The organism is Bradyrhizobium sp. 27S5 (genome assembly GCF_037217225.1).
Lineage (GTDB): Bacteria > Pseudomonadota > Alphaproteobacteria > Rhizobiales > Xanthobacteraceae > Bradyrhizobium > Bradyrhizobium septentrionale.
The window spans coordinates 8,708,391-8,731,163 of the sequence record NZ_CP147714.1; the positions used below are offsets into that span (position 1 = coordinate 8,708,391).

Below are 22,773 nucleotides of genomic sequence, written 5' to 3' on the forward strand. Positions count from 1 at the left end.
AGAGTGCGGACCGGATTCGCCGTGACGGGTTGAGGACTGGAGGAGAGGCCTCCGGCGCCCGTCGCGGAGATCCGCGATGTCCAGCAAGACCGCTTCAGCGCGCCCCGGCCATGACCGGGCGAACCTCTATGATGAAATCACCAGCAAGATCGTCGCCGAGCTGGAGGCCGGCCGCGTACCCTGGGTCCAGCCCTGGGGGACGGCGGCGGCGAAGGCGCCGCTCGCCATGCCGAAGAATGCCGCCACCGGCCGGCAGTATTCGGGGATCAACGTCCTGATCCTCTGGGGCGCCGTGATCGAGCATGGCTTCCCCGCCCAGAGCTGGCTGACCTTCCGCCAGGCGCTCTCGCTCGGCGGCAATGTGCGCAAGGGCGAGCACGGCACAACCGTCGTCTATGCCGACCGCTTTGTGCCGGATGACGAGAAGCGACGCGCCCGCGAGACCGGCGAGGAAGCGGCCGCAATCCCGTTCCTCAAACGGTTCACCGTCTTCAACGCCGCCCAATGCGAAAACCTTCCGGACGAGGTTGCGGCCGTCGCGCCACCGCCGCTGCCCGGCTTGATCGAGCCCAGGGTCGAGGCGCTGATCCGGGCGACCGGAATCGACTTCCGCATCGGCGGCAACCGCGCCTTCTACGCACCGGGCCCCGACTTCGTGATGGTCCCGCCGCCGCAGGCCTATTTCGAACCGATCAACTGGCACCGCACAGCCCTGCACGAGTTGGGACACGCCAGCGGCCATCCGTCCCGTCTCGGCCGCGATCTCGGGGGCACATTCGGCAGCAAGAAATATGCGTTCGAGGAGTTGGTAGCTGAGATGAATGCAGCCTTCTGCTGCGCCTCGCTCGGCATCGTCCCGACCGTGCGTCATGCGGACTACATCGGCTCCTGGCTCGAGGTGCTGCGCGAGGACAACCGCGCTGTCGTGCGCGCCGCCTCACAGGCTAGCAAGGCTGCGGACTGGATACTGGGCTTCCTGCCTGAAACTGCGAGCGCCGCTGCCCACGCCGCCACCCGCCCCACAGCGCAGGAGGCCGCGTGATCTGCGGAGTGCGAACTCCCTGAAATCCGGAAAAGCGGGAAGGCGGGCTTCCGGCTTCGTGCCTTTCTGGTTCGTCGGCTTTGCGGCGCGGTCCTCCGAGAGGAAGAGGGCTGCGCCGGTTTTCGCGGCGGGTTGGAGGTCGAGAGAGAGTCTCTTGGCCGCCCGCCGCGGAGACTACCCCCATGGCTACTGCCATTCAGAAGATAACCCTGTCGTCCTCGCGCGACATTCCGTTCAACAAGCTGGTGCTCAGCCAGTCGAACGTCCGGCGCGTGAAGGCCGGCGTCTCGATCGAGGAGCTGGCCGAGGACATCGCCCGGCGCACGCTGCTCCAGGGCCTGAATGTCCGGCCGGTCCTCGACGCCGAGGGCGCCGAGACCGGCATGTTCGAGATCCCGGCCGGCGGCCGGCGCTACCGCGCGCTCGAGCTGCTGGTGAAGCAGAAGCGCCTGGCCAAGACCGCGCCGGTTCCGTGCGTGGTCCGCGATCCCGCGACCGACATTCTCGGTGAGGACGACTCGCTGGCCGAAAACATCCAGCGTGCCCCGCTGCATCCGCTCGACCAGTTCCGCGCCTTCCTGGCCTTGCGCGAGAAGGGGCGCTCCGAGGAGGACATCGCTGCGGCGTTCTTCGTCGGTGTGAATGTCGTGAAGCAGCGCCTGCGCCTGGCGTCGGTCGCGCCAACCCTACTCGATATCTATGCCGAGGATGGCATGTCGCTCGAGCAGCTCATGGCCTTCACCGTCACGGCAGACCATGCCCGCCAGGAGCAGGTCTGGCAGGCGATCTCCGGTTCCTGGCAGAAGGAGCCCTATCAGATCCGCCGCATGCTGACCGAGAAGACGGTGCGCGCCTCCGACCGGCGGGCGGTGTTCGTCGGTCTCGACGCCTATGAGGCTGCCGGCGGCGTGGTGCTGCGCGACCTGTTCCAGTCCGATGATGGCGGCTGGCTCGAAGACATCGCGCTGCTGGACGGCCTGGTCGCCGAGAAGCTGAAGACCGAGGCGGAGACGATCGCCGCCGAGGGCTGGAAATGGATCGAGGTCGCCATCGACTTCCCCTACGGCCACACCCACGGCCTGCGCGAACTGGAGGGCGTCACCATCGATCTCACCAGCGAGGAGCAGGCGACGATCGATGCGCTGAACGCCGAATACGCCAAGCTGGAGGAGGAGTATGACGGCGCCGACGAGCTGCCGGACGAAGTGGACGAACGCCTCGGCGAGATTGAGGCGGCGCTGGCCGCCTTCGACGATCGGCCCGTCACCTATGATCCGGCCGCCATCGCCCGCGCCGGCGTCTTCGTCAGCATCGACGCCGAAGGAGCGCTGTCGGTCGATCGTGGCTACGTCCGGCCGCAGGACGAGGCGCCCGCAGGCGAGCCGGAGCAGGACGGCGAGACCGATCCCGCGACGGCTGGAGCGCACGGCGTCGATCCCGACGCGCCCCTGGTTCAGCGCGCCGTCATCACCATCGGCGGACAGGTCGCCGGACCGGAGGATGAGGATGACGAGGACCTGAAGCCGCTTCCCGACCGCCTCGTGACCGAGCTGACCGCGGAGCGGACGCTGGCGCTCCGCGAAAAGCTGGCGAAAACGCCCGCCGTCGCGTTCCAGGCCGTGCTGCACAAGTTTTGTCTCGACGTCTTCTCCCGTTACTTCTCCTACGGCACGGCGATGGAGGTGTCCGTGCGCAGCGCCAGCTTCCCGGTCCAGGCCCAGGGGCTGAAGGACACCCCTGCGGCGAAGGCGATCGACGTGCGTCACAAGGCCTGGGAAGACCGGCTGCCCAAAGACAAGGCCGATCTCTGGGACTGGCTCACGACCCTCACCGGCGACGAGCAGGCGACGCTCTTCGCCCATTGCGCGTCCTTCGGCGTCAACGCGCTCTACGAGAAGGGCGACCGCTACGGCGCCGGCGTCTCGTCCCACACCGTCGAACAGCGGATTGCCGAGGCCGATCGCTTGGCCCAGGCCGTCGATCTCGACATGGTGCAGGCCGGCTGGCGTCCGACTGTCGAGAACTATCTCGGCCGGGTGCCCAAGCGCCGCATCCTCGAGGCGGTGCAGGAAGGCGCCAGCGAACGGGCGGCGCAGCTCATCGACCACCTGAAAAAGGCCGACATGGCCAAGGAGGCCGAACGGCTCCTGGCCGACACCGGCTGGCTGCCGGAGCCGCTGCGCATCGCCACCGCGGACGACGCGGCTGTCGAGACCGCCGAAGCCGAGGACGACGGCGAGGCGCTGCCGGAATTCCTCGCCGGCGACGACGAGGAAGCCGAGGCCGAGGCGCGGCAGGTCATCGCGGCCGAGTAGCTCGCGCGGGGCGGCTTCGGCCGTCCCGCGTCGCTTTTCCTTCAACCGACCCGACTGCCCGGCCTTCGCGCCGGGCTTTTTGCATTTCAGGAGGACCGCATGCCCATGTTCACCATTGAAACGACCTACCGCCTGCCGGTCTACCGGCAGCGTAGCTATGAGGCGGAAACCCTCGCCGCCGCCTGTGCGCTCGCCATTGCGGACGAGGGCTGGGACGACGAGAAATCCGACGTCGAGACTTCCGGCCACACCTATGTCACCGGCGCCTGGGACGGGCGCGACGCCGCCTATCGCAGCAGGGCGCTCGGCATCCCGTCGCAGTTCGGCGAACAGGTCCAGCGCAGGGCCGACCATTTCGAGGTGCTGCTCGGCCTGCTCAAGGTCTTCGCGCACGCGTCAAACGCGGAACCGGCCGACGGTCCGTTCTGGCGTCAGCGCCTGGATGCGGCGATCGCCAAAGGCGAGGCAATTCTTGCGGACGAACCTGATCCTCAAGCGGCGGGAGGCGCGTCATGACCGAGCATGTCGTGAAGATAGGCTTCTGGCTGCGCGCCTACGACAGCGTCACGGTAGAGGCGGATGCCGACGCCGAAGCGATCGAGAAAGCCAAGATCGCTGCGACGACGGCCATGACGTGGGCCGCACACCCCGAGCATGTCGAGTTTGACGAGCGACGCGAGGGCGTCATCGCCTTTATCGACCGGGTCAATCCGGACGGCCGCGAACCTGTGGTCGAGGATGTCGCGTTCGACGACGATCGCATCCATCCGGACGGCGCGCCCTCTCGGGCCGATAAGGAGACACAGCCCCGCCGCGTCGTCTTCGCCTACCGCGTGCCAGTCCACGTCGAGGTCGAGGACGGGCTGGTCTCGCGCGCCACCGTCATCGATGAGACGCCGGTCGCCGATCCTACTGTCGTCGAAGGCGACGCCGGCTACCTCGCCGAAGCGGTCGCTGCTGCGGACGACGGCCAGGCCTGGCCTGGCCCTCCTGGGCGTTCGGCTAGTCCCTGCGGAAGGCGTCACCCTTGGTTGAACGCGCGAGCGCGATTTCGACAATCCGGTCGACGATGCGCTCGCGATCCTTCCACTTCATGACCAACTTGCCTGGGTCCATGCCGAATTGGGCGACGACATCGAGCAAGCGTTCGACATCGAGGCCGTCGAGCTTCGCACGGAGTTCACCTTCGCCATGTCTGGCGAGATCGACGGGATCGAGCAGAGCAGCCGCGCGCCGCCCGCCCTTCCGCTTTTCGTCGGCGGGCAACTTGCCGAAGATCTTGGGGTCGGAGGCTTTGACACCCAAAGCCTCCTCCAGACGTGAACGGAACGCTGGATTGTGCGCCGCCTCGTCGGCGACGATGGTGGCGACCGCAGTCAGGGTGCGCTTGAGGTTCATGCCTCGATCTCCAGTTTGTCGAGCAACTCCTTGGCCAGTTCGATGTAGCGCACGGCAAGATCGCCATAGCCGTATTTCTGTTTCAGCGTGCGCCGCCCGCTCTGCAGTTCGGCCGCTGCGGCGATCTGATTGGCCTGCCGGATGACGGTCTCGAACACCGGCGGGTCATCCTGGCGGCGCAGGTCCTTCGACACGTTGACGTGGATGGTCGAGCTTTCCTGGTACTTGGTGATCACGATCCCCAGCGGCTCGATATCTTCGGCGATTTCCTTGGAGAAATTGGTCACGCGCTTGATGATCTGCGGAATACCGTAGGTGGACAGCACGTCCGGCACGGTGGGAATGATGTAACCCTCCGATATCCGCAGGCCGTTCAGGGTGATGATTCCGAGGTTAGGCGGGCAATCGATCAGCACGAGGTCGTAATCGTCGAGGATCGACTTGACTGCCAGGCGCAACAGGTCGATCGGCGTTACCGAATAGAACTGCCCGGTCGGCGCGCTCGCCAGCTTGTCCTGCACATCGATCAGGTCGAGGCTTGACGGAAGCAGATCTACCTTTTCCGCGCCCTGCACATCGGAGACCTTCTTCTGAAGCGTCTTCTTCAGATCGAAGGCCTTGTTGTTGGGCTCCAGTGCATCCCTGAACAGGGTCGCGAGCGTCCACCCCTTCTCGTTGATCTCTTTCCAGCGTTTTTCGCCGATAAGCATCGTCGTGGCGTTGGTTTGCGGATCGAGATCGATGACCAGGATTCGCTTGCCGAACTGCGAAGCCAGGGTTTCCGCAAGGGCGACCGTCGTCGTGGTCTTGGCGACGCCACCTTTTAGATTGATGAGTGACACAACGCGGGCCATGGGCACCTTCCTCTTTCTGAGCCAAGCTCTTACCTGACGGGCTCTGAACACGGGGCCTGCCTTGAGTTCCGTCAACGGCTTGGGAAAGTCGGGAAACCGCACGCGCCAGTTGGCGACCGCTTGGCGCGATACGCCGGCGATGTCGGCGATCTCATTGATCCCGATCAGATCGTCTTCTGCGAGCGGCACCGGATCTCCTTGTGACCGTTGTTCACGGAATCTGTTTACATCGTTCACAGTCGTGTGGCAAGCTGTCTTTCTGAACACCACAGGAGGACAGCATGAAACGAACAGGCAGCGACGGTAAGCCGATCGAAATTCCGACCGGCGCGACCAGTCGGCAGGGCTCCGACGGCCATGTCGTCGCGATCCGCAAAGGTTACACCTCGCGAGAAGGCCAAGACGGGCGCGTGGTCGCGATCCCGCCGGGCGGAACGTCGCGGCAAGGTGCCGATGGTCGCGTCGTTGCGATCCCCAAGGGTTATACATCCCGGCAGGGAAGTGATGGCCGTGTCACTGCCATTCCCCCAGGCGGCACGTCTCGTCAGGGGGCGGACGGTCGTGTCGTCGCGATTCCGAAGGGATGCTCATCCAAGCAGGACGCTAATGGCCGTGTGAAGGTGGTGCGGCCCAAATAGCGATGGCGCGGCGTCACGCCCGCCGCGTGAGAGGAAGAGGCCGGCCGGGAAGGGTTTGAGCCGGTGCGGTCCAAGAGAGAGCGCCGGCCGGCTCGCCCGTTCACGCTCTCCCGAGGCTCCCTTCATGAACGACCTTTCTCCAATCGCGGCCAGCCAGGCCGCGCCTCTTTCGCCTGTCCGTCATCCCGACGCCCCCGGCGCGATCATCGTCGCCGCCCAGCGACTCCTCCCGCATCTGGAGCGCGGCCAGCGGATCGACGCCACGATCCTGCGCACCGCCATGGAAGCGGCTTTCGGCGCCTCCGACGCCTCGGGTGCCTGGGACTGGAAGACGGCCTATGACGCGTGCGAGGCCGCGACCGTCCTCTTCCTCCGCAAATACGGAAAAGCGCTGTTCCGCAAAGCCGACTCTCCGGCTTCCCGGCTTTCCGCCTTGACCAAGATCGCCGGGCTTCTCCCCACACACACCCGCCGCTCCGCCGAGAGCGAGGCCTTCCAGCAATTCTCCACGCCAACCCCGCTCGGCTTGGCTGCCCTGACCGCAGCCGCCACGGTGCCTGCGGATCGCGTGCTGGAGCCTTCGGCCGGGACCGGCCTTCTCGCCATCCTGGCCGAGATCGCCGGCGGCGCGCTCGTGCTGAACGAGCTGGCCGAGGCCCGCTCGGCGCTGCTCACCTCCCTCTATCCGGCCGTTCCCGTCACGCCTTCGACGCCGCCCAGATCGACGATCACCTCGATCCCGTCGTCGTCCCGAGCATCGTGCTGATGAACCCGCCCTTCTCGGCGATGGCGAACGTCGCCGGCCGCATGGCCGACACCGCTTATCACCACATCGCCTCGGCGCTCGCGCGTCTCGCCGACGGCGGGCGGCTTGTAGCGATCACCGGCGCGAACTTCGGGCCGGATACCCCGGCCTGGCGCGACGCCTTCGTTCGGCTGCAGGAGCGCGGCCGCATCGTGTTCACCGCCGCGATCGACGGCGCGGTCTATGCCAAGCACGGCACCACGATCGACACGCGGCTCATCGTCATCGACAAGGCGCCCGCCGAGGATCCGGCGACGCTGGCGGAATCGCGGGGCGTTGCGCCCGACGTTGCGACCTTGCTCGGCTGGATCGCGGAGCATGTTCCGGCGCGTCTGGCGCTCGCGCCAAGCCTCGCGATCCCCGTCTCGGCCGCCGCACCCCGAATGGTGCGGGGCTATCTCGCCCGCGCCGCTGCGGCGGGGTCGATCAAACCTTTCGTCCTTGATCCGGAGGCGGTAGATCTCGCCTATGAGACCATCGACTGGACGCCGCCCGAAGGCGCGCATCTCAGCGATGCGATCTATGAGGAATACCGGCTCCAATCGATCCGGATTCAAAGCGCCCAGGCGCATCCCACCAAACTGGTGCAGTCCGCTGCGATGGCCTCGGTCGCGCCGCCGAAGCCGAGCTATCGGCCGCGCCTGCCGGCCAGCCTCGTCAGCGACGCGCTCCTGTCCGATGCCCAGCTCGAGACGGTGATCTATGCCGGCGAGGCGCATGGCGACTATCTCGCCGGCGCCTGGACAGTGGACGAGACCTTCGATCTGGTCACCGCCGCGCGTGACGATGCGCCGAACGCCGTCCGCTTTCGCCGGGGCTTCATGCTCGGAGACGGCACCGGCGCCGGCAAGGGCCGCCAGGCGGCCGCCATCATCCTCGACAACTGGCTCAAGGGCCGGCGCAAAGCGGTCTGGATCTCGAAGTCCGACAAGCTGCTCGAGGACGCCCAGCGTGACTGGTCGGCGCTCGGCATGGAGCGCCTGCTCATCACGCCGCTCTCGCGCTTCGCGCAGGGCAAGCCGATCCGGCTGACCGAAGGCGTCCTATTTTTAACCTACGCTACGCTGCGGTCCGACGACCGCGGCGAGAAGCTTTCCCGCGTCCGCCAGATCGTCGAATGGTTGGGCTCCGACTTCGACGGAGCGATCATTTTCGACGAGAGCCACGCCATGCAGAACGCCGGTGGCGGCAAAGGAGAACGCGGCGATGTTGCGCCCTCGCAGCAGGGCCGCGCGGGCTTGCGCTTGCAGCACGCCCTGCCGGACGCCCGCGTCGTCTATGTCTCGGCCACCGGTGCGACGACCGTCCACAATCTCGCCTACGCCCAGCGGCTCGGCCTCTGGGGCGGCGAAGACTTTCCGTTCGTCACCCGCGCCGAGTTCGTCGAGGCGATCGAGGATGGCGGTGTCGCGGCGATGGAGGTGCTCGCCCGCGATCTCCGGTCGCTCGGTCTCTACACCGCCCGTTCGCTCTCCTATGACGGCGTCGAATACGAGTTGGTCGAACACGCGCTCACCGACGAGCAGCGGCGCATCTACGACGCCTATGCCAAGGCGTTCTCGATCATCCACAATCACCTCGATGCGGCGATGCAGGCCGCCAACATCACCGGCGAGAGCGGCACGCTGAACGCCCAGGCGAAGTCGGCCGCACGCTCAGCCTTCGAATCCGCCAAGCAGCGCTTCTTCGGCCATCTGCTGACCTCGATGAAGACTCCCACCCTGATCCGCAGGATCGATCAGGACCTCTCCGATGGCCATACCGCCGTCATCCAGATCGTTTCGACCGGCGAGGCGCTTATGGAGCGGCGGCTCGCCGAGATCCCGACCGAGGAATGGAACGACGTCCGCGTCGACATCACGCCGCGCGAGTATGTTCTCGACTACCTCGCCCATTCCTTCCCGGTGCAGCTCTACGAGCCGTTCACCGATAGCGAGGGCAACCTTTCGTCCCGGCCCGTCTTCCGCGACGGCCAGCCAGTCGAAAGCCGCGAGGCCGTCGCCCGCCGCAATGAGCTGATCGAGCGGCTGGCTTCGCTGCCGCCCGTTCCAGGCGCGCTCGACCAGATCGTCCAGCGCTTCGGCACAGACCTCGTCGCCGAAGTGACCGGACGCTCGCGCCGCGTGGTGCGGAAAGGCGACCGTCTCGTTGTCGAGAACCGCACCGCCTCCGCCAACCTCGCCGAGACCGCTGCCTTCATGGATGATCTGAAGCGCATCCTCGTGTTCTCGGAGGCGGGCGGGACGGGCCGCAGTTACCACGCCGAACTGTCGGCGCGGAACTGCAGGCTGCGCGTCCACTATCTGCTCGAACCCGGCTGGAAGGCCGACGCCGCGATCCAGGGTCTGGGGCGGACCAACCGCACCAACCAGGCGCAGCCGCCGCTCTTCCGGCCGATCGCCACGGACGTGAAGGCCGAGAAACGCTTCCTCTCGACCATCGCCCGCCGCCTCGACACGCTCGGCGCCATCACGCGCGGTCAGCGCCAGACTGGCGGCCAAGGGTTGTTCAGGCCAGAGGACAATCTGGAATCGCACTACGCCCGTGACGCGCTGCGCCAGCTCTACATGCTGCTCGTCCGCGGCAAGATCGGCGGCTGCTCGCTCCAGATGTTCGAGGCCGCGACGGGCCTCAAGCTCATGGACGCGAACGGCATCAAGGACGAACTGCCGCCCATCACGACTTTCCTCAACCGCCTGCTGGCGCTCACCATCGAATTGCAGGGCGTACTGTTCACGGCGTTCGAGCAGTTGCTGAACGCCAAGGTCGAGGGCGCCATCGCCAGCGGCGTCTATGACGTCGGACTGGAGACGCTGCGCGCCGAGAGCTTCGTCGTCACCGATCGCCGGGCTATCTACACCCATCCCGCGACGGGCGCGGAGACCCGGCTACTCACCATCACCGAGCGCCGGCGCAATCGCCCGGTGACGCTCGATGAGGCGCTGGACCAATTCGCCGATCCCCGTGCCGCGCTTCTAGTCAACGACCGCTCGGGCCGCGCCGCCGTGCAGATCCCGGCGCCGAGCGTGATGCTCGACGATGGCGAGATCGAACGCCGCGTGCGGCTGATCCGGCCGATGGAGCACCACCACGCCTCGCTGAGGATGATGGACGAGAGCCACTGGCAGGGGGCGGATCGAGAGGCTTTCGCCGCCGCGTGGCTTCGCGAAGTGGCCGAGGTGCCGGAGTTCGCCGACAGCACGATCCATATCGTCGCCGGCTTGCTGCTGCCGATCTGGAAACGCCTGCCGAATGAGTCGACCCGGGTCTATCGACTCCAGACCGATGCGGGCGAGCGCGTCATCGGCCGCAGGGTCTCGCCGGCCTGGGCAGCGAACGCCTCGTTGACCGGCGCTGCCACCCTGACACCGGACGCGGCTTTCGCAGCGCTGATCGAGGGCAAGACCGTCCTCGACCTGGCTGAGGGCCTGCAGCTCCATCGGGTACGCGTCATGGGCGCCCACCGCATCGAGCTGTCCGGCTTCGCCGACACGATGCGGGACCGCCTGCGCGCCTACGGCCTCTTCAGCGAGATCATCTCGTGGAAGCTGCGCATGTTCGTGCCTACTGATGCGAACGGCGCCGGCGTGCTGGCGAAAGTCCTCGACCACTATCCGGTCGCGCGCATCGGCGAGCGGGAAGCCGCGTGATGGCCCGCCACGACGCATCCGAACTGGCACACCGTCTCGCGCGCGATGCCGAGGCGGTGTGCTGCCGCTATCTCTCCGCCGGCCGCCGCGAAGGTGGTTACTGGCTGGTGGGGGACGTGCGAAATGCGCCGGGCCGCTCAATGTTCGTCCGTCTCAAAGAATCGGTCAAAGGGCCGGCCGGCAAGTGGACCGACGCCGCCACAGGCGAGCATGGCGATCTGCTCGACGTGATCCGGGAAAGCTGCGGTCTGGTCGACTTCAAGGACGTTGCCGATGAGGCACGTTCGTTCCTCAGCCTGCCGCACCCCGAGCCTGCGCCCGACCGCACCCGCTCGCGCAAACCCAGCGCACCGGCAGGATCGCCGGAGGCCGCGCGGCGACTGTTCGCCATGTCGCAGCCGATCGAACGCACTCTCGTAGAAGCGTATTTGCGGAATCGCGGCATTACGACTTTGCACGGAACCGGAGCGCTCCGGTTCCATCCGCACTGCTACTACCGGCCCGACGACCACAGCCCGACAGAGACGTGGCCGGCGATGATCGCCGCCGTCACCGATCTTGCAGGGCATCTGACCGGGGCGCATCGCACCTGGCTCGATCCCGGCGGCTTCACTGAGGCGAGGCTCGGCAAGGCGCCGATCGACACGCCGAGACGGGCGATGGGCGACCTTCTCGGAAATGCCGTTCGATTTGGCGTGGCGGGCGAAGTGATGGCGGCCGGCGAGGGCATCGAGACGATTCTGTCGCTCCGATGCGTCCTTCCCACCCTGCCGATGGTCGCGGCGCTCTCGGCCGCACATCTCTCCGCCATCCTGTTCCCGGACACGCTGCGGCGACTCTGCATCGCCCGCGACGACGATCCGGCCGGCGACGGCGCGATGGCGACGCTGATCGACCGGGCGCAGGAGGACGGAATCGAGGCGATCGTGATCTCGCCACGGCTTGGCGACTTCAACGAGGATCTCCGCCTGCTCGGGATTGACGCGCTTCGGGCCGCGAGCCGGGTGCAGATCGCGGCGAAGGATGTCGCCCGCTTCATGGAGCTGGCGGCCTAGCCGGAACGGGATGAGGGGCGGTTCGCCAGCGTCGTCGGCACAGGGTCGGCGGTCATGCTTTCCCTCAGCGCCGGAGAGGACCACGCCCACGGCCTTCTGAGAGGGCGATCGGGCAGCAAGCGGCCCGGACCGGCAACCTTGTGGGCCGACTATTTTCCGTCGGCGGCAGAGCCGCCTTTACATCGCGAGACAAAATAGTCGGCCCCCTTCGGTCCTCCGCCGAGGCTTCGGCCCTCCGCAGCGCTGCGGGTGCAAGTCCGTTCCGCCCGCCGCCTTCGTCGCCATGAAGGCCGCGATGGGCGCGGCCGATCCGACAAGGAAAGCCGCGATGACCACCGACCATGACGACGAATTCGAACCGCACCACAGCTCATCCCCGACCGACCAGGTCCTCCACGAACTCCAGCTCTATGGCTACCGTCCCTTCAGCGACGAGCCCGATCCCCGGCCGCTTCCAGAAGCGAACATCCTCGCGGGCAGCATCTCCGACATCTTCGACGCCCTCGTGGTGGCGCTTGCTGATACTCGCCTCGAACCCGACCTTGAGAACCTGCTCTGGTCGACTGTGAACGTCTTTCATCGGGCCATCGAGCGGATCGAGCGCGAACTCGACGACAACGAGCTGGCCCAGCAGCGCTCGCAACGGGAACAGGATGGCAGCGAGGTCAAATCCGTCGAGCTGGAACGACTGACGGCGGAAGGCCTGACGCTCATCGAACGTCGCAACGCCTTCGAGCTGATGCGCGACCAGGCCGCCGAACAGTTCGAGCACCACACCCGTTCAACCTGGCGGCCGCGCAACGGGTCGAAGGTCAACCATCGCAATCTGACCTCCGCGATGATCGACAGCCGCGACTTCCTCAGCGCCAAGAAGCGCGCGGACAACCAGGTCCTCCTGCCCCCGGGTCCGAAGGTCGGACTCACCGGCGGGCTCGACTTCAACGACCACCGGCAGATCTGGGCGAAGCTCGATCAGGTCCACGCCAAGCACCCTGACATGGTGCTGTTACACGGCGGGTCGCCCAAGGGCGCCGAGCTGATCGCCGCCAAATGGGCCGACAATCGCAAGGTGCCGCAGATCGCCTTCAAACCCGACTGGACAAAACACGCCAAGGCCGCCCCGTTCAAGCGCAACGACGCCATGCTCGACGTGCTGCCGATCGGCGTGATGCACTTCCCTGGCACCGGCATCCAGGACAACCTCGCCGACAAGGCGAAGAAGCTCGGCATCCCGGTCTGGAAGTTCGGCGGCGCGTGAGCGCCGCCGAACTTCGCGAAAACTACCTCTCCAAGACAAATGCCACGTCGTACAAACCGGGGTTCGCTTCGCCGAGGTTCTTGTGATCAAGAAGTCCAGCGTCTCGCAGCCGACCGATGACACTCCGTGCCGCATCGAGGCTTTCCGTTTGCGCATAGTTCACGACGCGCGTCCCGTCCTGGCTTCGATGCAGGCTGGCAGATAGCCATCCTGGCGTGCCGCTTGCGAAGCGCGCTGACTCGGCAAGATGATCGATGAGCGCTTGTTGGCGCCCTTCCGGCACCGTGAAGACGTTGATCTGAGTGACGATGCCAGAGTTGGCACGAATGATAGGCATGTGCTTCCTTTCTTTGAGAAGCGCAGCCCACCGACGGTGTGGCACATGCGAAGACTCCATCTGACGCGCCAAGCCGCCGGCGCTGCTGCGCCAGTTGCTTGTCGCGGGTTCGCCAAACCAGGCGACACGGAGCTTCCTCGCGGAAGGGGGCGGGCTTACCTATGCCGCTCCAGGTCCTTTTCGACCCTCAAACTCTAGCATTTGAGCATCCCCATTTCAAATCGGACTAGCTCAGTGCCTACGGCATGCTGAGCCCAAGCTCGACTCGCCTCTTTTTCGACAGGCCCAGCGAAACGATAACGTGGGATCGGCGGATGTAATCCTGCAGTTCGCCATCGGACAGCCCGGGCCTCGAGAAGTGCTGGATCCACTTCATGCCGCGCGATGCGAGATACGGAGCCGGACGAAGGCCCGGCTGTTCCTTCAGCATCTCATAGGCGATGTCGCTCACCTTGAACGTGAAACTCGGTTCGTCGTCGTTCCATCCACCGATCGCGAACACCTTCCCGCCGACCTTCCAGACATGCGATCCTCCCCACTGGACCACGTAGCTCGTCGCCGGCAGCGCAGCACAGAAGGCGTTGTATTCCTCATACGTCATGAACCCATCCCAATCAGGCGTAGACCAGCCGGCTCATCAGGCCGCGTCGCCAACAGGTCCGTAAGCTCGTCGAAGGCGGACTCAACGCCCGTCTCCTACCTCCTCGAGCACCATCCCGCGTCCTTGCGCTGATCCTTGGTCCAGCCAAGGGCCTGATGCCATCAACCCGCAAGGGGTCGGCTTACGCGAAGCGTGCCGCCGCTGCGTCTTCGTCTGCGCGGTGATCGCGGCCCTCGGCCGAACGCATCGGGCGCCTGTCGCGCGGGGATGGTCCCCGCCTCAGCACAGGAGCCGGATCGATGTCTCAATCGCTCGCTTTCGCCAACGCCTGGAACCTCGCCACTACCCTCATGGTCTGCGTCGTCATCTTCCACGCCGGCACCAGCGGCTATGGCGTAATGCCGTCCACTGAATATGACGGCGATCCAGGCGCCGTCATCCACGAATTCGACCCCTTTCAACCATGAAGGGGCACGTCGCCACCCAAGCTCGGCTGAGGAGCGCCAGCGGGATTTGCCCTCCCGCTGGCGCCTGTTTGCAGCTATACTCATGCTCGCGCCGTGGTGGTGGTGGAAGGCGCGACCGTCAGACCTTTATCTCACGGAGCACACCGCCATGATCATCTTCGGACCACTGCTCATCATCGTCGGCATCGGCTTCTTCTGCTGGCTGCTGTTCACTGCCGTCTTCGCGCTGCCCTTCTTCGTCGGCCTCACGATCGGCATATGGGCCTTCCACAGCGGGGCCGGTGTGCTCGGTGGTATCGCCGTCGGCCTCGTGGCTGGCGGCGTAACCTTTGGCATTGGCCAGCTCGCGCTCGCCTTCGTGCCATGGCCGTGGCTTCGCCTGCTGATCATCCTGCTCTATGTCGCACCTGCCACTGCTGCCGGTTACAGCGCCACGCACGGAATCGCCCAAATGGCGATGCCTTCACCCACCTGGCAGACGATCTTCGCCGTCATCGGCGCGGTCGCTGTCAGCGTCACGGCGTTCGTCCGCTTCACCGGAATGGCCGCGCCCGGACCAGCCGGACAGGGCTTAGCGCGGGGCTGACATCATCACGTCGACGACCGTTGGGGCGGGACCAGATCACGCATTCCGTATGCTCGCGATCCTCGTCGTGGAACGCGGAGTGAGGGCCGACCGGCGTCGAAGCTCACCCGATCATCGCAGAGTACCGGGCGTCGTGGCGGGTTGTTGAGGCGACATGGCCGAGGTGGCGACGTCTTACAGATATGGCCAACGAAGCGCGTGACGGGGCGCGCAGCCGGAGCTTGGTCTCCGAAGCAAGAGATCCGTTGGTGGCCAGGACGGGGCGCGGATTACTGTCGAATTCACTCGTCAGCCTCCGCGGTGACTCGAAAGTCGCCAAGTTCCCCTTGATGTCAGCTCCGTCAGGCCGAGCGCACCGAACGGCCTCTTCGATGGATTGATCTGGCCGAAGGCCGGCTGAAGCCTCGACCGCCTATGGCGCAACAGCGGCGTCAAAACTTTCTTCCCCTGCCGGCTGCGCCGTCATTCCTCGCGAGACAAGAAAGCCCCTCCTTTGCTGTCGAGCCCCTTCGGGGTGCGCCGTCGATCGCCTCCGGCCCCTCGATCACCATCGAGGCCGCAATGGTGCGGGCTCGGAAACAGAGATCAAGGAGAACTACCATGGCGACCATCGGCACCTTCAAGAAGACGGGCTCGAACGAATTCACCGGCGAAATCGTCACCCTCTCGGTCCAGGCCAGGAATGTCCGGATCGTCCCCGAAACTACCCGCTCCGGCGACAACAGCCCCAGCCACCGCGTCTATGTCGGCCGAGTCGAGATCGGCGCCGCCTGGGCCAAGCGCTCCAACGAGGGCCGCGACTATCTGGGCCTCAAGCTCGACGATCCGAGCTTCACCGCCCCGATCTTCGCCAACCTCTTCGACGACGAAGAGGGCGAAGGCTACAGCCTGATCTGGTCCCGCCCCAACGGCCGCCGGAGCGACTGACCCCGCCTACAATGCCCCGTCCGACTGGTCCGGGCGGGGCATCGCCTTATGCTCCAAGAGCGACCGCCAACCTTGAACGGGCGGAATACCTAGTTTACTAGGTGGCAGTATATTAGGTGGCACGGCGATCTCACCGCATGAGCTTGCGGGAGATCGTCGCCACGAATCTGCGAAGACTGAGACATGCCAAAAGCATGTCGCAGGAGGAGCTTGCCGACCGTGCGGGCATCAATCGTAACTATGTTGGCATGCTGGAGCGCGAACAGCACTCCGCGACCGTCGACATGCTGGAGAAGCTCGCCGAGGTCCTTGAAGCCGACCCTGTCGAATTCTTCCGGCGCGAGACGTGAGCCGCAGTCGTTACAGAAACTAAGGCTCGACCGCCGCCTTTTTCCGCGCCTTCACGGGCACGGCGCGCACCAGTTCGGTTGCTTCCACCTCGAGCGCCTCCGCGATCCGGCCGAGCACCGTCACGCTCGCCGAGACGTCGGCGCGTTCGATCCCTCCGACGTACCGGGCGCTCAACCCGGCCCTTTCGGCCAATTCCTCTTGCGTCATCCCTTTCGCATGACGCAACCGACGCAGATTGACCGCCATGACCTCCTTAAGATCCATGGCGATGATGGAGCCGATATAGGAACTATCGTTCCAGGAATGATCGTTCCGATTCGTACATGCCTTTGCTATTCATCGACGCTCCGGAGGCCTCGGTTTGCCATTTCCGCGAGCAACGTGATGCGCCCCAAGCATCGCGGCGTAAGTATTCGCGGCGCAAATCTTGCAAAAATTCGCGGTAAATGAATGGCTAAGACATTGCTTTGATCTCAAGGGGGTAGATCGCAATGACTCAGGTGCCTTTCCAGGACCGGCCGCCGCACACCGACCGCTTGAACGCCTATGACGAGCAACATCTGGCGATCTATCTTCGATTGCTGATGGCCGACGAAGAGGGCGCTGACTGGCGCGAAGTCGTCCAGGTGATCTTCGGCCTCAACCCGGCCCAGGAGCCCGCCCGTGCCAAAACGGTTCATGACAGCCACCTGGCGCGCGCCCGCTGGATGACTGAGACGGGCTATCGGCACTTGCTTGAACCCCGGATGCAGTGAACCGGCACCCCGCATTCCCACGGCTCGCGGCCATACGCGATGCAACCTTAAGGACTACTTTTGTGGGCGAATTTTCCGGATCGTGGCGACCCTCATTGAGAGAGGACAAACGAGAGGAAACGCCATGCCCACGGAGTATTGGCGCTCGCCGGAGACGATTGATCGCCTGAACCGCCTCGAACGTCCCGGCTTTGCCGCCGAATTTCTGCGCCGCAACCCTGATTACCGCCGCGACTTCGTCCGCACGCAGCGCCAGATTGCGCGCGCTTCCGTCGACGCCGAGACTGCCCGCGTCAGTCTCGCTCGGCGATGGGGGTTGCGCTTTCGCCCATGACCCCGCGTCTCCAGTCGGACTCGAACCCGTCATCTGGCTGCCGGAAGTTTCGCCGGCCACGCTGATCCTGGAACCGGCGCCAACCGGGTTCGAGGCCGCTTCATCCTTCGATCCCAGCTCCTTCGGTCCGGCGCTCGTCGAGCGCGCGGACGCCGATGGACGTGAACTGGTGATCGTCGACGGCTCGGACGAACTCCATATCCGCTTGCAAGACGACCAAGCCACGCGACGGCCGGCCGTGCTTCTGCCGCTCGACAGCATGTTCGAGCTCCGGCTCGACGTCGCGCTACGCTTCGCCCGCCGACTCAGCGGCCAGCGCATCAACTTTCTCCCGACCGCCCTGCGGCTCACGTCTTTCCAGAAACGGCGATTGATTCAACTCCTCCACGCCTTCGACGTTCACGATGCCGGCGGTGGCCCGCGCGACATCGCCGCGGAAGTACTCAGCTCCGACCACGCCCAGCTTCCCGCTGTCGAGTGGAAGGATTCCCACGCGCGGCGCAAGGCCAACCGCCTGATCCACGATTCGATCGCTCTCGTCGAAAGGGGCTACCTGAAGCTCCTGCGCGGTCTCTGACGCGCGCCTCCATCCATCCCCCCGCATCGCTATCACCACACCGGCCATGGGCCACTGGCCTCGTCTGCGACGTTTCCGTTCGCCCCGTCGCAAACGGGGGGACACACGCCAACGAAAATATTCGTCCACCCCCAACGCCCGAACTCTCCGCCACCGTCACCCCGACATGCCGCGACTTGGCCGCGGCGCTTCGAGGCAAGACGGAGGCACATCATGCCCGACAGGGCCGCGCAACTCGCCACGCGTTACGTCCGCACACATGAAGCGGCGCGCATCCTCGGCATCTCGCCGCGGACGCTGGAGAAATACCGCTGCCACGGTAGCGGCCCGACCTTCCGCAAGCTCGGCGGGCGTGTCGTCTACGCGATCGACGACCTCGAAGCCTGGGCCGACCAGGCCGCGTGCAGCTCGACGTCCGATCCCCGATACGTCGAGGCCCGCGCCGCCGGCCACGCGCATCGCTGAAGCGGCGCTCGTCGATGTCGTCGCGCCGCCTCATCACAGCCAGCGAACGGAGCAAGCTCGATCCGTTCATCGTCGCCACCGGCGACGCAAGTCCGCGCGACCAGCGCGACTTGATGGAGCGGCCCTTCTTCTCGCTCGCCAAAGCTAGGCGCACGGCGCCGATCCTCTACGAAGCCGCCGGTGTTCGGGTCGAGGTCTACGCCGTGCCCGAGCATGGCATGGCGACCATCTGGGACGCCGACGTGTTAATCTGGGCGGCGAGCCAGATCGTTGAGGCCGAGAACCTCGGCTTCAAGACCTCTCGTTTCCTTCGCTTCACGCCCTACCAGCTTCTGACCGCGATCGGTCGGCAGACAGGCGCACGCGATTACAAGCTCCTCAAGGGCGCGCTCGCCCGCCTGCAATCGACCGTCATCCGCACGACCATCCGCAACGGCGAACATTGGCGCCGTCACCAGTTCTCCTGGATCAATGAGTGGGAGGAATGCACGACGCGCGACGGCCGCGTCGAGGGTATGGAGTTCGTACTCCCCGACTGGTTCTACCGCGGCGTCATCGACCGCTCGCTCGTCCTGGCTATCGATCCGGCCTACTTCCGGCTGACCGGCGGCATCGAGCGCTGGCTCTATCGCGTCGCTCGCAAGCACGCCGGCCGCCAGCCCAAGGGCTGGCTGTTCGAGATAGCGCATCTTCACGAGAAGTCCGGAAGCCTAGTGCGCGTCTCCGATTTCGCGCTGCAGATCCGACGCATCGCCGCGCGCCAGCCGCTGCCCGGCTATCGGCTGCGCGTCGAGTGGCAGGGCCGGCGCGAGCTGCTGCGCATCCTGCCGGCCCACTTATCCACAGTCCCTGTGGATGGCGCTGTGGAAACGCTCGGGACTTCGCACGCAAACGCTATCGGGACTCCGCACGCAGCCCTATCGGGACTTCGCACGCACGAACCGCAACTAACGCTTTGGCCCGAAACGGCGATTCCCGACCTTAACTTAGAGTCTAACTCAGAATCTAACTCTTGTAGTTGGCCCGCGCGATCTGCGGATAAGCGCGCTACCCCCGCCGCGCAGACCTCCGAACCACCGGCACGACAGCCGTCGCTGCCCTTCGGTCGCAAGCCGGGAGGGAAGCGATGATCGTCGCCCTGCTCAACCAGAAAGGCGGCGTCGGCAAGACGACGCTTGCGCTTCATCTCTCCGGCGAGCTGGCGCTGCATGGCAAGCGCGTCACGCTGATCGACGCAGACCCACAGGGCTCGGCGCTCGACTGGTCGCAGCAGCGGGCGCGGGAGAACGTGTCTCGGCTGTTCGGTGTGGTCGGTCTCGCGCGCGACACGCTCCATCGCGAAGCGCCGGAGATTGCGCGCACCGCCGATCATGTCGTCATCGACGGACCGCCGCGTGTCGCCGGCTTAATGCGCTCGGCTCTGCTGGCCGCCGACCTCGTGTTGATCCCGGTGCAACCATCGCCCTTCGATGGCTGGGCCTCGGCCGAGATGCTGGGCCTGCTGCGCGAGGCCCGCATCTATCGCCCGCAACTCGCCGCGCGCTTCGTGCTGAATCGCTGCGGCGCGCGCACGGTCATCGCCCGCGAGACCGCCGAAACGCTCGCCGATCACGATCCGCCGGTGCTCACCAGCACCATCGGCCAGCGCGTCATCTTCGCCGACGCCGCACAGACCGGCCGGCTTGTGTTCGAGCTCGCCGAGCAGAGCACCGCGGCGCGCGAGATCGCAGCGCTCGCCGCTGAAGTCTCGAGGATTGCGCCGTGAGCGCGCGTGGTGCCCGACGCGGCTTCGCCGCCCGGCCCGGCGACGCCGAGAGCTGGATCAAGACGCCTGACGCCTCAAGCCGTCGCGGTGACGAGCCCTCCGCCTTCACCGCGCGCCTGACGATCGACGTTACGCCGGCGCTGCGCGGCCGCATCAAGGTCGTCGCGTTCCAGCGCGGGATCACCGTTGCCGACATGCTGCGCGACCTCTTCGCGCGCGAATTCCCCGCCGATCCCGGAGAGTCCTCATGAACGACAACGAGCCGTCGCCGCCGCGTGTCGTGCCGCCATCGCTTCGGCGCACCGTCGCACTCACCCATGTCGAACTGACCTGGATCGAGAAGAAGATCGAGCACTGGCTACGCTTCGGCCGGCGTGCCGAGGAGAAGATCCTCGATCGCCGCCGCAGCATCTCGAGCTTCAAGCCAGGCAGCGTCTTCGCGTTCGTGCGCTGGGCGTCGAACGACTTCGGCACCGTCATCTCGCGCATGGACATCGTGCGCACGGTCGAGCCTGGCGCACGTTTCCAGACGCTGCCTTTCGTGCGCCCTGGCGGCGAGATCCTGCTCCGAGTCGATAGCTGGCCCAAGGTCGAGCGCGTGCTGCAGGCGATCGACGCCGTCGAGACACTCGACATCGATCCCGCCGACGCCGCGCCGGAATACTGGCGCCACCTCCACAACCGTCTCGCCGCCGGCCATGAGCCGCGCTCCTACACGCGCGACCAGCACGCCGCCTGGCTCAAGCGCAGGAGCGTCACGCTATGACCCGCTTCGGCTACGTCATGACGACGTATTTCGCCATGCTCGTCTTCATCGGCTTGGCTTTCGTCCATCCGGCCCCGCGTCTGATCTGGAACGCCACGGCGAGCACGCCGACCGGGCTTTATGCGCTCCGCCCGGCCGGACAGCTCCGCGCGCTCGAACTGGTCGCCGTGCGTGCGCCCGAACCGATCGCCAGCTACCTGGCCGATGGCGGCTTCCTGCCCAAGGGCGTGCCGCTGCTGAAGCGTGTGATGGCGCTGCCTGGGCAGACCGTGTGCCGCGCAGGCGACGCCATCACGGTCGATCACATCGCAGTCGGCGCGGCGCGTGAGCGCGATCACCTCGGCCGCCCGCTGCCGCGCTGGAGCGGCTGCCACACGCTCGGCCCCAGCGAAGTCTTCCTCATGAACCCGACCGTCCCGGACAGCTTGGACGGACGCTATTTCGGCCCGCTTCCCACCACCGCGATCGTCGCCCGCGCGGTCCCCTTGTGGACCGACGAGGCCGGTGACGGCCGCTTCGCATGGCGTGCCGCCACCGATTGACCCGCTTCTCAACCCGCCAACAACGGAGGTTTCCCATGGCGCAGATTGGTCAGTTCACCCGCGACAAGTCCGGCTTCACCGGGCGCATCCAGACGCTCTTCTTCTACCGTGACCTTTCCCTCGTTCCGGCCGAATCCTCCGATGCCGAGAATGCGCCCGACTATCGGGTCCACTTGGGCGACGGCGATGGCCCGGAGATCGGTGCGGGCTGGAAGCGCACGGGCGAGAAGGCCGGCGAGTATGTCTCACTCGTCATCGACGATCCCACACTCGCGCAGCCGATCCGCGCCAACCTCTTCCAGTCGGGCGACGACAAGTCGGCTTGGGTGCTGAACTGGAACCGTCCGCCGAAGCGTGGCGATCGGTGCTGATCACATGCGGCGCGCGCTTCTTCTGCTCGCCAGCGTGACGGCGTTCGGTATGCCCGTCGTCGCCGTTCACGCTCAGGCGACGCCCATCGCGGTGCAGGCTTCGAGCGATTCCTACGCCGCTCTCGTTGCCGAAGCCGCGCAACGCTTCGGCATCCCCGCAGCATGGATTCGGGCGATCATGCGGATCGAGAGCCGTGGCGATCGGCGCGCCATCTCACCCAAGGGCGCGATGGGGCTGATGCAGCTCATGCCCGAAACCTGGGCTGCCTTGCGTGCCCGCTACGGCCTCGGGCACGACGCGTTCGATCCGCACGACAACATCCTGGCGGGCGCGGCTTTCCTGCGTGAGATGCACGACCGCTACGGCTCGCCGGGATTCCTCGCGGCGTATAATGCCGGGCCTGGGCGATACGAAGATTATCGCGACCGGCATCGTCCGCTGCCACCGGAAACCGTCGCTTACGTCGCGGCGCTTGTCCCTTTTGTCGGGGACGGCGCGACCGATGGGCCTGTCCTCATGGCGGCCTTCGATCCGTCGTCCTGGACACAAGCGCCGCTGTTCATCGTGCGATCGGCAAGCGATGAACCTGTCGATCGCGCGACAGCCAAGCCGCCGTCGAACGTCTCGCCACCTGCCGTCGCGGTGCGCGACCTATCGGCCATCGCACCGCAATCCGTTGGGCTGTTCGTCCACGTTTCCGCAGCGGGGTCGAAGCCGTGATCGCGCCGCTCTTCCATCGACGTGCCGCTACATCGCCCCGGTCAGCTCGCGCTTTCCCTATCGACTCGGCGGCGTTTGACGTTTCAAGGGGCTGCATCGCCTCTGCAGAGCGCGATCTCGTAGGCAGGCGCGGCACAGCGTTCTTCCGGGAAGAAGGAAGGGCGGACAGGGGAGGAGCGCAGAAACCAACCGA

Annotated in this window: 26 protein-coding genes and 2 pseudogenes; 23 read left to right on the forward strand and 5 right to left on the reverse strand. The window is 66.0% G+C overall.

Annotated features, from left to right (window positions below):
- Positions 1-76 precede the first annotated feature (76 nt).
- From WDM24_RS40830 to WDM24_RS40845, 4 genes and pseudogenes are all read left to right on the forward strand, one after another.
- Positions 77-1,042, forward strand: coding sequence for an ArdC family protein (locus WDM24_RS40830; RefSeq protein ID WP_338829713.1), 966 nt, complete (start codon positions 77-79; stop codon positions 1,040-1,042).
- Between the two features lie 182 nt (positions 1,043-1,224).
- Positions 1,225-3,357, forward strand: coding sequence for a ParB/RepB/Spo0J family partition protein (locus tag WDM24_RS40835; RefSeq protein ID WP_338829714.1), 2,133 nt, complete (start codon positions 1,225-1,227; stop codon positions 3,355-3,357).
- 99 nt (positions 3,358-3,456) lie between these two features.
- The gene (locus tag WDM24_RS40840; RefSeq protein ID WP_338829715.1) at positions 3,457-3,873 is read left to right on the forward strand and encodes a hypothetical protein; all 417 of its coding nucleotides are present in this window, start codon (positions 3,457-3,459) and stop codon (positions 3,871-3,873) included.
- A 245-nt stretch (positions 3,874-4,118) separates the two neighbouring features.
- Positions 4,119-4,340: pseudogene (locus tag WDM24_RS40845) on the forward strand (hypothetical protein); the annotation flags it as partial.
- A gap of 19 nt (positions 4,341-4,359) precedes the next feature.
- Here WDM24_RS40845 and WDM24_RS40850 read toward each other — a convergent pair.
- Positions 4,360-4,755: a hypothetical protein gene (locus WDM24_RS40850; protein WP_338829716.1), complete on the reverse strand. Its 396-nt coding sequence runs from the start codon at positions 4,753-4,755 to the stop codon at positions 4,360-4,362.
- Positions 4,752-5,798, reverse strand: a complete 1,047-nt coding sequence (locus WDM24_RS40855; RefSeq protein WP_338829717.1) for a ParA family protein — start codon at positions 5,796-5,798, stop codon at positions 4,752-4,754. Before WDM24_RS40855 ends, WDM24_RS40850 begins: the two co-directional genes overlap by 4 nt.
- 92 nt (positions 5,799-5,890) lie before the next feature.
- Between WDM24_RS40855 and WDM24_RS40860 the strand changes: the two genes are divergently transcribed.
- The 4 genes and pseudogenes from WDM24_RS40860 (at position 5,891) to WDM24_RS40875 (ending at position 13,015) form a co-directional block, all read left to right on the forward strand.
- A complete protein-coding gene (locus tag WDM24_RS40860; RefSeq protein WP_338829718.1) occupies positions 5,891-6,247 on the forward strand; it encodes a hypothetical protein in 357 nt (118 codons plus the stop codon).
- Positions 6,248-6,371: 124 nt separating this feature from the next.
- Positions 6,372-10,702 (forward strand): annotated as a pseudogene (locus WDM24_RS40865) (strawberry notch-like NTP hydrolase domain-containing protein).
- Positions 10,702-11,757 (forward strand): DUF7146 domain-containing protein, encoded by a 1,056-nt coding sequence (locus WDM24_RS40870; RefSeq protein ID WP_338829719.1) that lies wholly within the window; start codon positions 10,702-10,704, stop codon positions 11,755-11,757. The pseudogene WDM24_RS40865 and the gene WDM24_RS40870 overlap by 1 nt, the downstream one beginning before the upstream one ends.
- Before the next feature lie 328 nt (positions 11,758-12,085).
- Positions 12,086-13,015 (forward strand): DUF2493 domain-containing protein, encoded by a 930-nt coding sequence (locus tag WDM24_RS40875; protein ID WP_338829720.1) that lies wholly within the window; start codon positions 12,086-12,088, stop codon positions 13,013-13,015.
- A 22-nt stretch (positions 13,016-13,037) separates the two neighbouring features.
- Here WDM24_RS40875 and WDM24_RS40880 read toward each other — a convergent pair whose 3' ends face one another.
- Together WDM24_RS40880 and WDM24_RS40885 are read right to left on the reverse strand one after the other, a co-directional pair.
- Positions 13,038-13,352 carry an antibiotic biosynthesis monooxygenase family protein gene (locus tag WDM24_RS40880; RefSeq protein WP_338829721.1) on the reverse strand — a complete coding sequence of 105 codons (315 nt, stop codon included), beginning with the start codon at positions 13,350-13,352 and terminating at the stop codon, positions 13,038-13,040.
- A 238-nt stretch (positions 13,353-13,590) separates the two neighbouring features.
- Positions 13,591-13,953, reverse strand: a complete 363-nt coding sequence (locus WDM24_RS40885) for an MmcQ/YjbR family DNA-binding protein (protein ID WP_338829722.1) — start codon at positions 13,951-13,953, stop codon at positions 13,591-13,593.
- 299 nt (positions 13,954-14,252) lie between these two features.
- On the opposite strand from WDM24_RS40885, the gene WDM24_RS40890 reads away from it, so the two are divergent.
- The 4 genes from WDM24_RS40890 (at position 14,253) to WDM24_RS40905 (ending at position 16,283) form a co-directional block, all read left to right on the forward strand.
- A complete protein-coding gene (locus tag WDM24_RS40890) occupies positions 14,253-14,420 on the forward strand; it encodes a hypothetical protein (RefSeq protein WP_338829723.1) in 168 nt (55 codons plus the stop codon).
- Between the two features lie 148 nt (positions 14,421-14,568).
- Positions 14,569-15,006: a hypothetical protein gene (locus WDM24_RS40895; RefSeq protein WP_338829724.1), complete on the forward strand. Its 438-nt coding sequence runs from the start codon at positions 14,569-14,571 to the stop codon at positions 15,004-15,006.
- Positions 15,007-15,606: 600 nt separating this feature from the next.
- Entirely contained in the window at positions 15,607-15,933 is a 327-nt protein-coding gene (locus WDM24_RS40900) for a DUF736 domain-containing protein (protein WP_338829725.1), read from the forward strand.
- Between the two features lie 137 nt (positions 15,934-16,070).
- Positions 16,071-16,283 carry a helix-turn-helix domain-containing protein gene (locus WDM24_RS40905; protein ID WP_067732649.1) on the forward strand — a complete coding sequence of 71 codons (213 nt, stop codon included), beginning with the start codon at positions 16,071-16,073 and terminating at the stop codon, positions 16,281-16,283.
- 19 nt (positions 16,284-16,302) lie between these two features.
- Here WDM24_RS40905 and WDM24_RS40910 read toward each other — a convergent pair whose 3' ends face one another.
- Complete coding sequence (locus WDM24_RS40910) at positions 16,303-16,548, reverse strand: helix-turn-helix domain-containing protein (protein ID WP_267211246.1); 246 nt, start codon at positions 16,546-16,548, stop codon at positions 16,303-16,305.
- A 227-nt stretch (positions 16,549-16,775) separates the two neighbouring features.
- Here WDM24_RS40910 and WDM24_RS40915 point away from each other — a divergent pair, with 227 nt between their 5' ends.
- From WDM24_RS40915 to WDM24_RS40965, 11 genes are all read left to right on the forward strand, one after another.
- Positions 16,776-17,039, forward strand: a complete 264-nt coding sequence (locus WDM24_RS40915) for a DNA -binding domain-containing protein (protein WP_338829727.1) — start codon at positions 16,776-16,778, stop codon at positions 17,037-17,039.
- Between the two features lie 124 nt (positions 17,040-17,163).
- Positions 17,164-17,373: a transcriptional regulator domain-containing protein gene (locus WDM24_RS40920; RefSeq protein WP_067732652.1), complete on the forward strand. Its 210-nt coding sequence runs from the start codon at positions 17,164-17,166 to the stop codon at positions 17,371-17,373.
- Positions 17,297-17,950, forward strand: coding sequence for a DUF2285 domain-containing protein (locus WDM24_RS40925; RefSeq protein WP_338829728.1), 654 nt, complete (start codon positions 17,297-17,299; stop codon positions 17,948-17,950). Before WDM24_RS40920 ends, WDM24_RS40925 begins: the two co-directional genes overlap by 77 nt.
- A 213-nt stretch (positions 17,951-18,163) precedes the next feature.
- Positions 18,164-18,415, forward strand: coding sequence for a helix-turn-helix transcriptional regulator (locus tag WDM24_RS40930; RefSeq protein ID WP_002718036.1), 252 nt, complete (start codon positions 18,164-18,166; stop codon positions 18,413-18,415).
- A 14-nt stretch (positions 18,416-18,429) separates the two neighbouring features.
- Complete coding sequence (locus WDM24_RS40935; protein WP_338829729.1) at positions 18,430-19,545, forward strand: replication initiator protein A; 1,116 nt, start codon at positions 18,430-18,432, stop codon at positions 19,543-19,545.
- A complete protein-coding gene (parA, locus tag WDM24_RS40940) occupies positions 19,542-20,180 on the forward strand; it encodes a ParA family partition ATPase (protein ID WP_338829730.1) in 639 nt (212 codons plus the stop codon). The genes WDM24_RS40935 and parA overlap by 4 nt, the downstream gene beginning before the upstream one ends.
- The gene (locus WDM24_RS40945) at positions 20,177-20,431 is read left to right on the forward strand and encodes a hypothetical protein (protein WP_338829731.1); all 255 of its coding nucleotides are present in this window, start codon (positions 20,177-20,179) and stop codon (positions 20,429-20,431) included. The genes parA and WDM24_RS40945 overlap by 4 nt, the downstream gene beginning before the upstream one ends.
- Entirely contained in the window at positions 20,428-20,946 is a 519-nt protein-coding gene (locus WDM24_RS40950) for a DUF2840 domain-containing protein (RefSeq protein WP_338829732.1), read from the forward strand. The genes WDM24_RS40945 and WDM24_RS40950 overlap by 4 nt, the downstream gene beginning before the upstream one ends.
- Complete coding sequence (locus WDM24_RS40955) at positions 20,943-21,488, forward strand: S26 family signal peptidase (RefSeq protein WP_338829733.1); 546 nt, start codon at positions 20,943-20,945, stop codon at positions 21,486-21,488. The genes WDM24_RS40950 and WDM24_RS40955 overlap by 4 nt, the downstream gene beginning before the upstream one ends.
- A 35-nt stretch (positions 21,489-21,523) precedes the next feature.
- Positions 21,524-21,859, forward strand: coding sequence for a DUF736 domain-containing protein (locus tag WDM24_RS40960; protein ID WP_338829734.1), 336 nt, complete (start codon positions 21,524-21,526; stop codon positions 21,857-21,859).
- A 4-nt stretch (positions 21,860-21,863) separates the two neighbouring features.
- Entirely contained in the window at positions 21,864-22,580 is a 717-nt protein-coding gene (locus tag WDM24_RS40965; protein WP_338829735.1) for a lytic transglycosylase domain-containing protein, read from the forward strand.
- Positions 22,581-22,773: the final 193 nt, after the last annotated feature.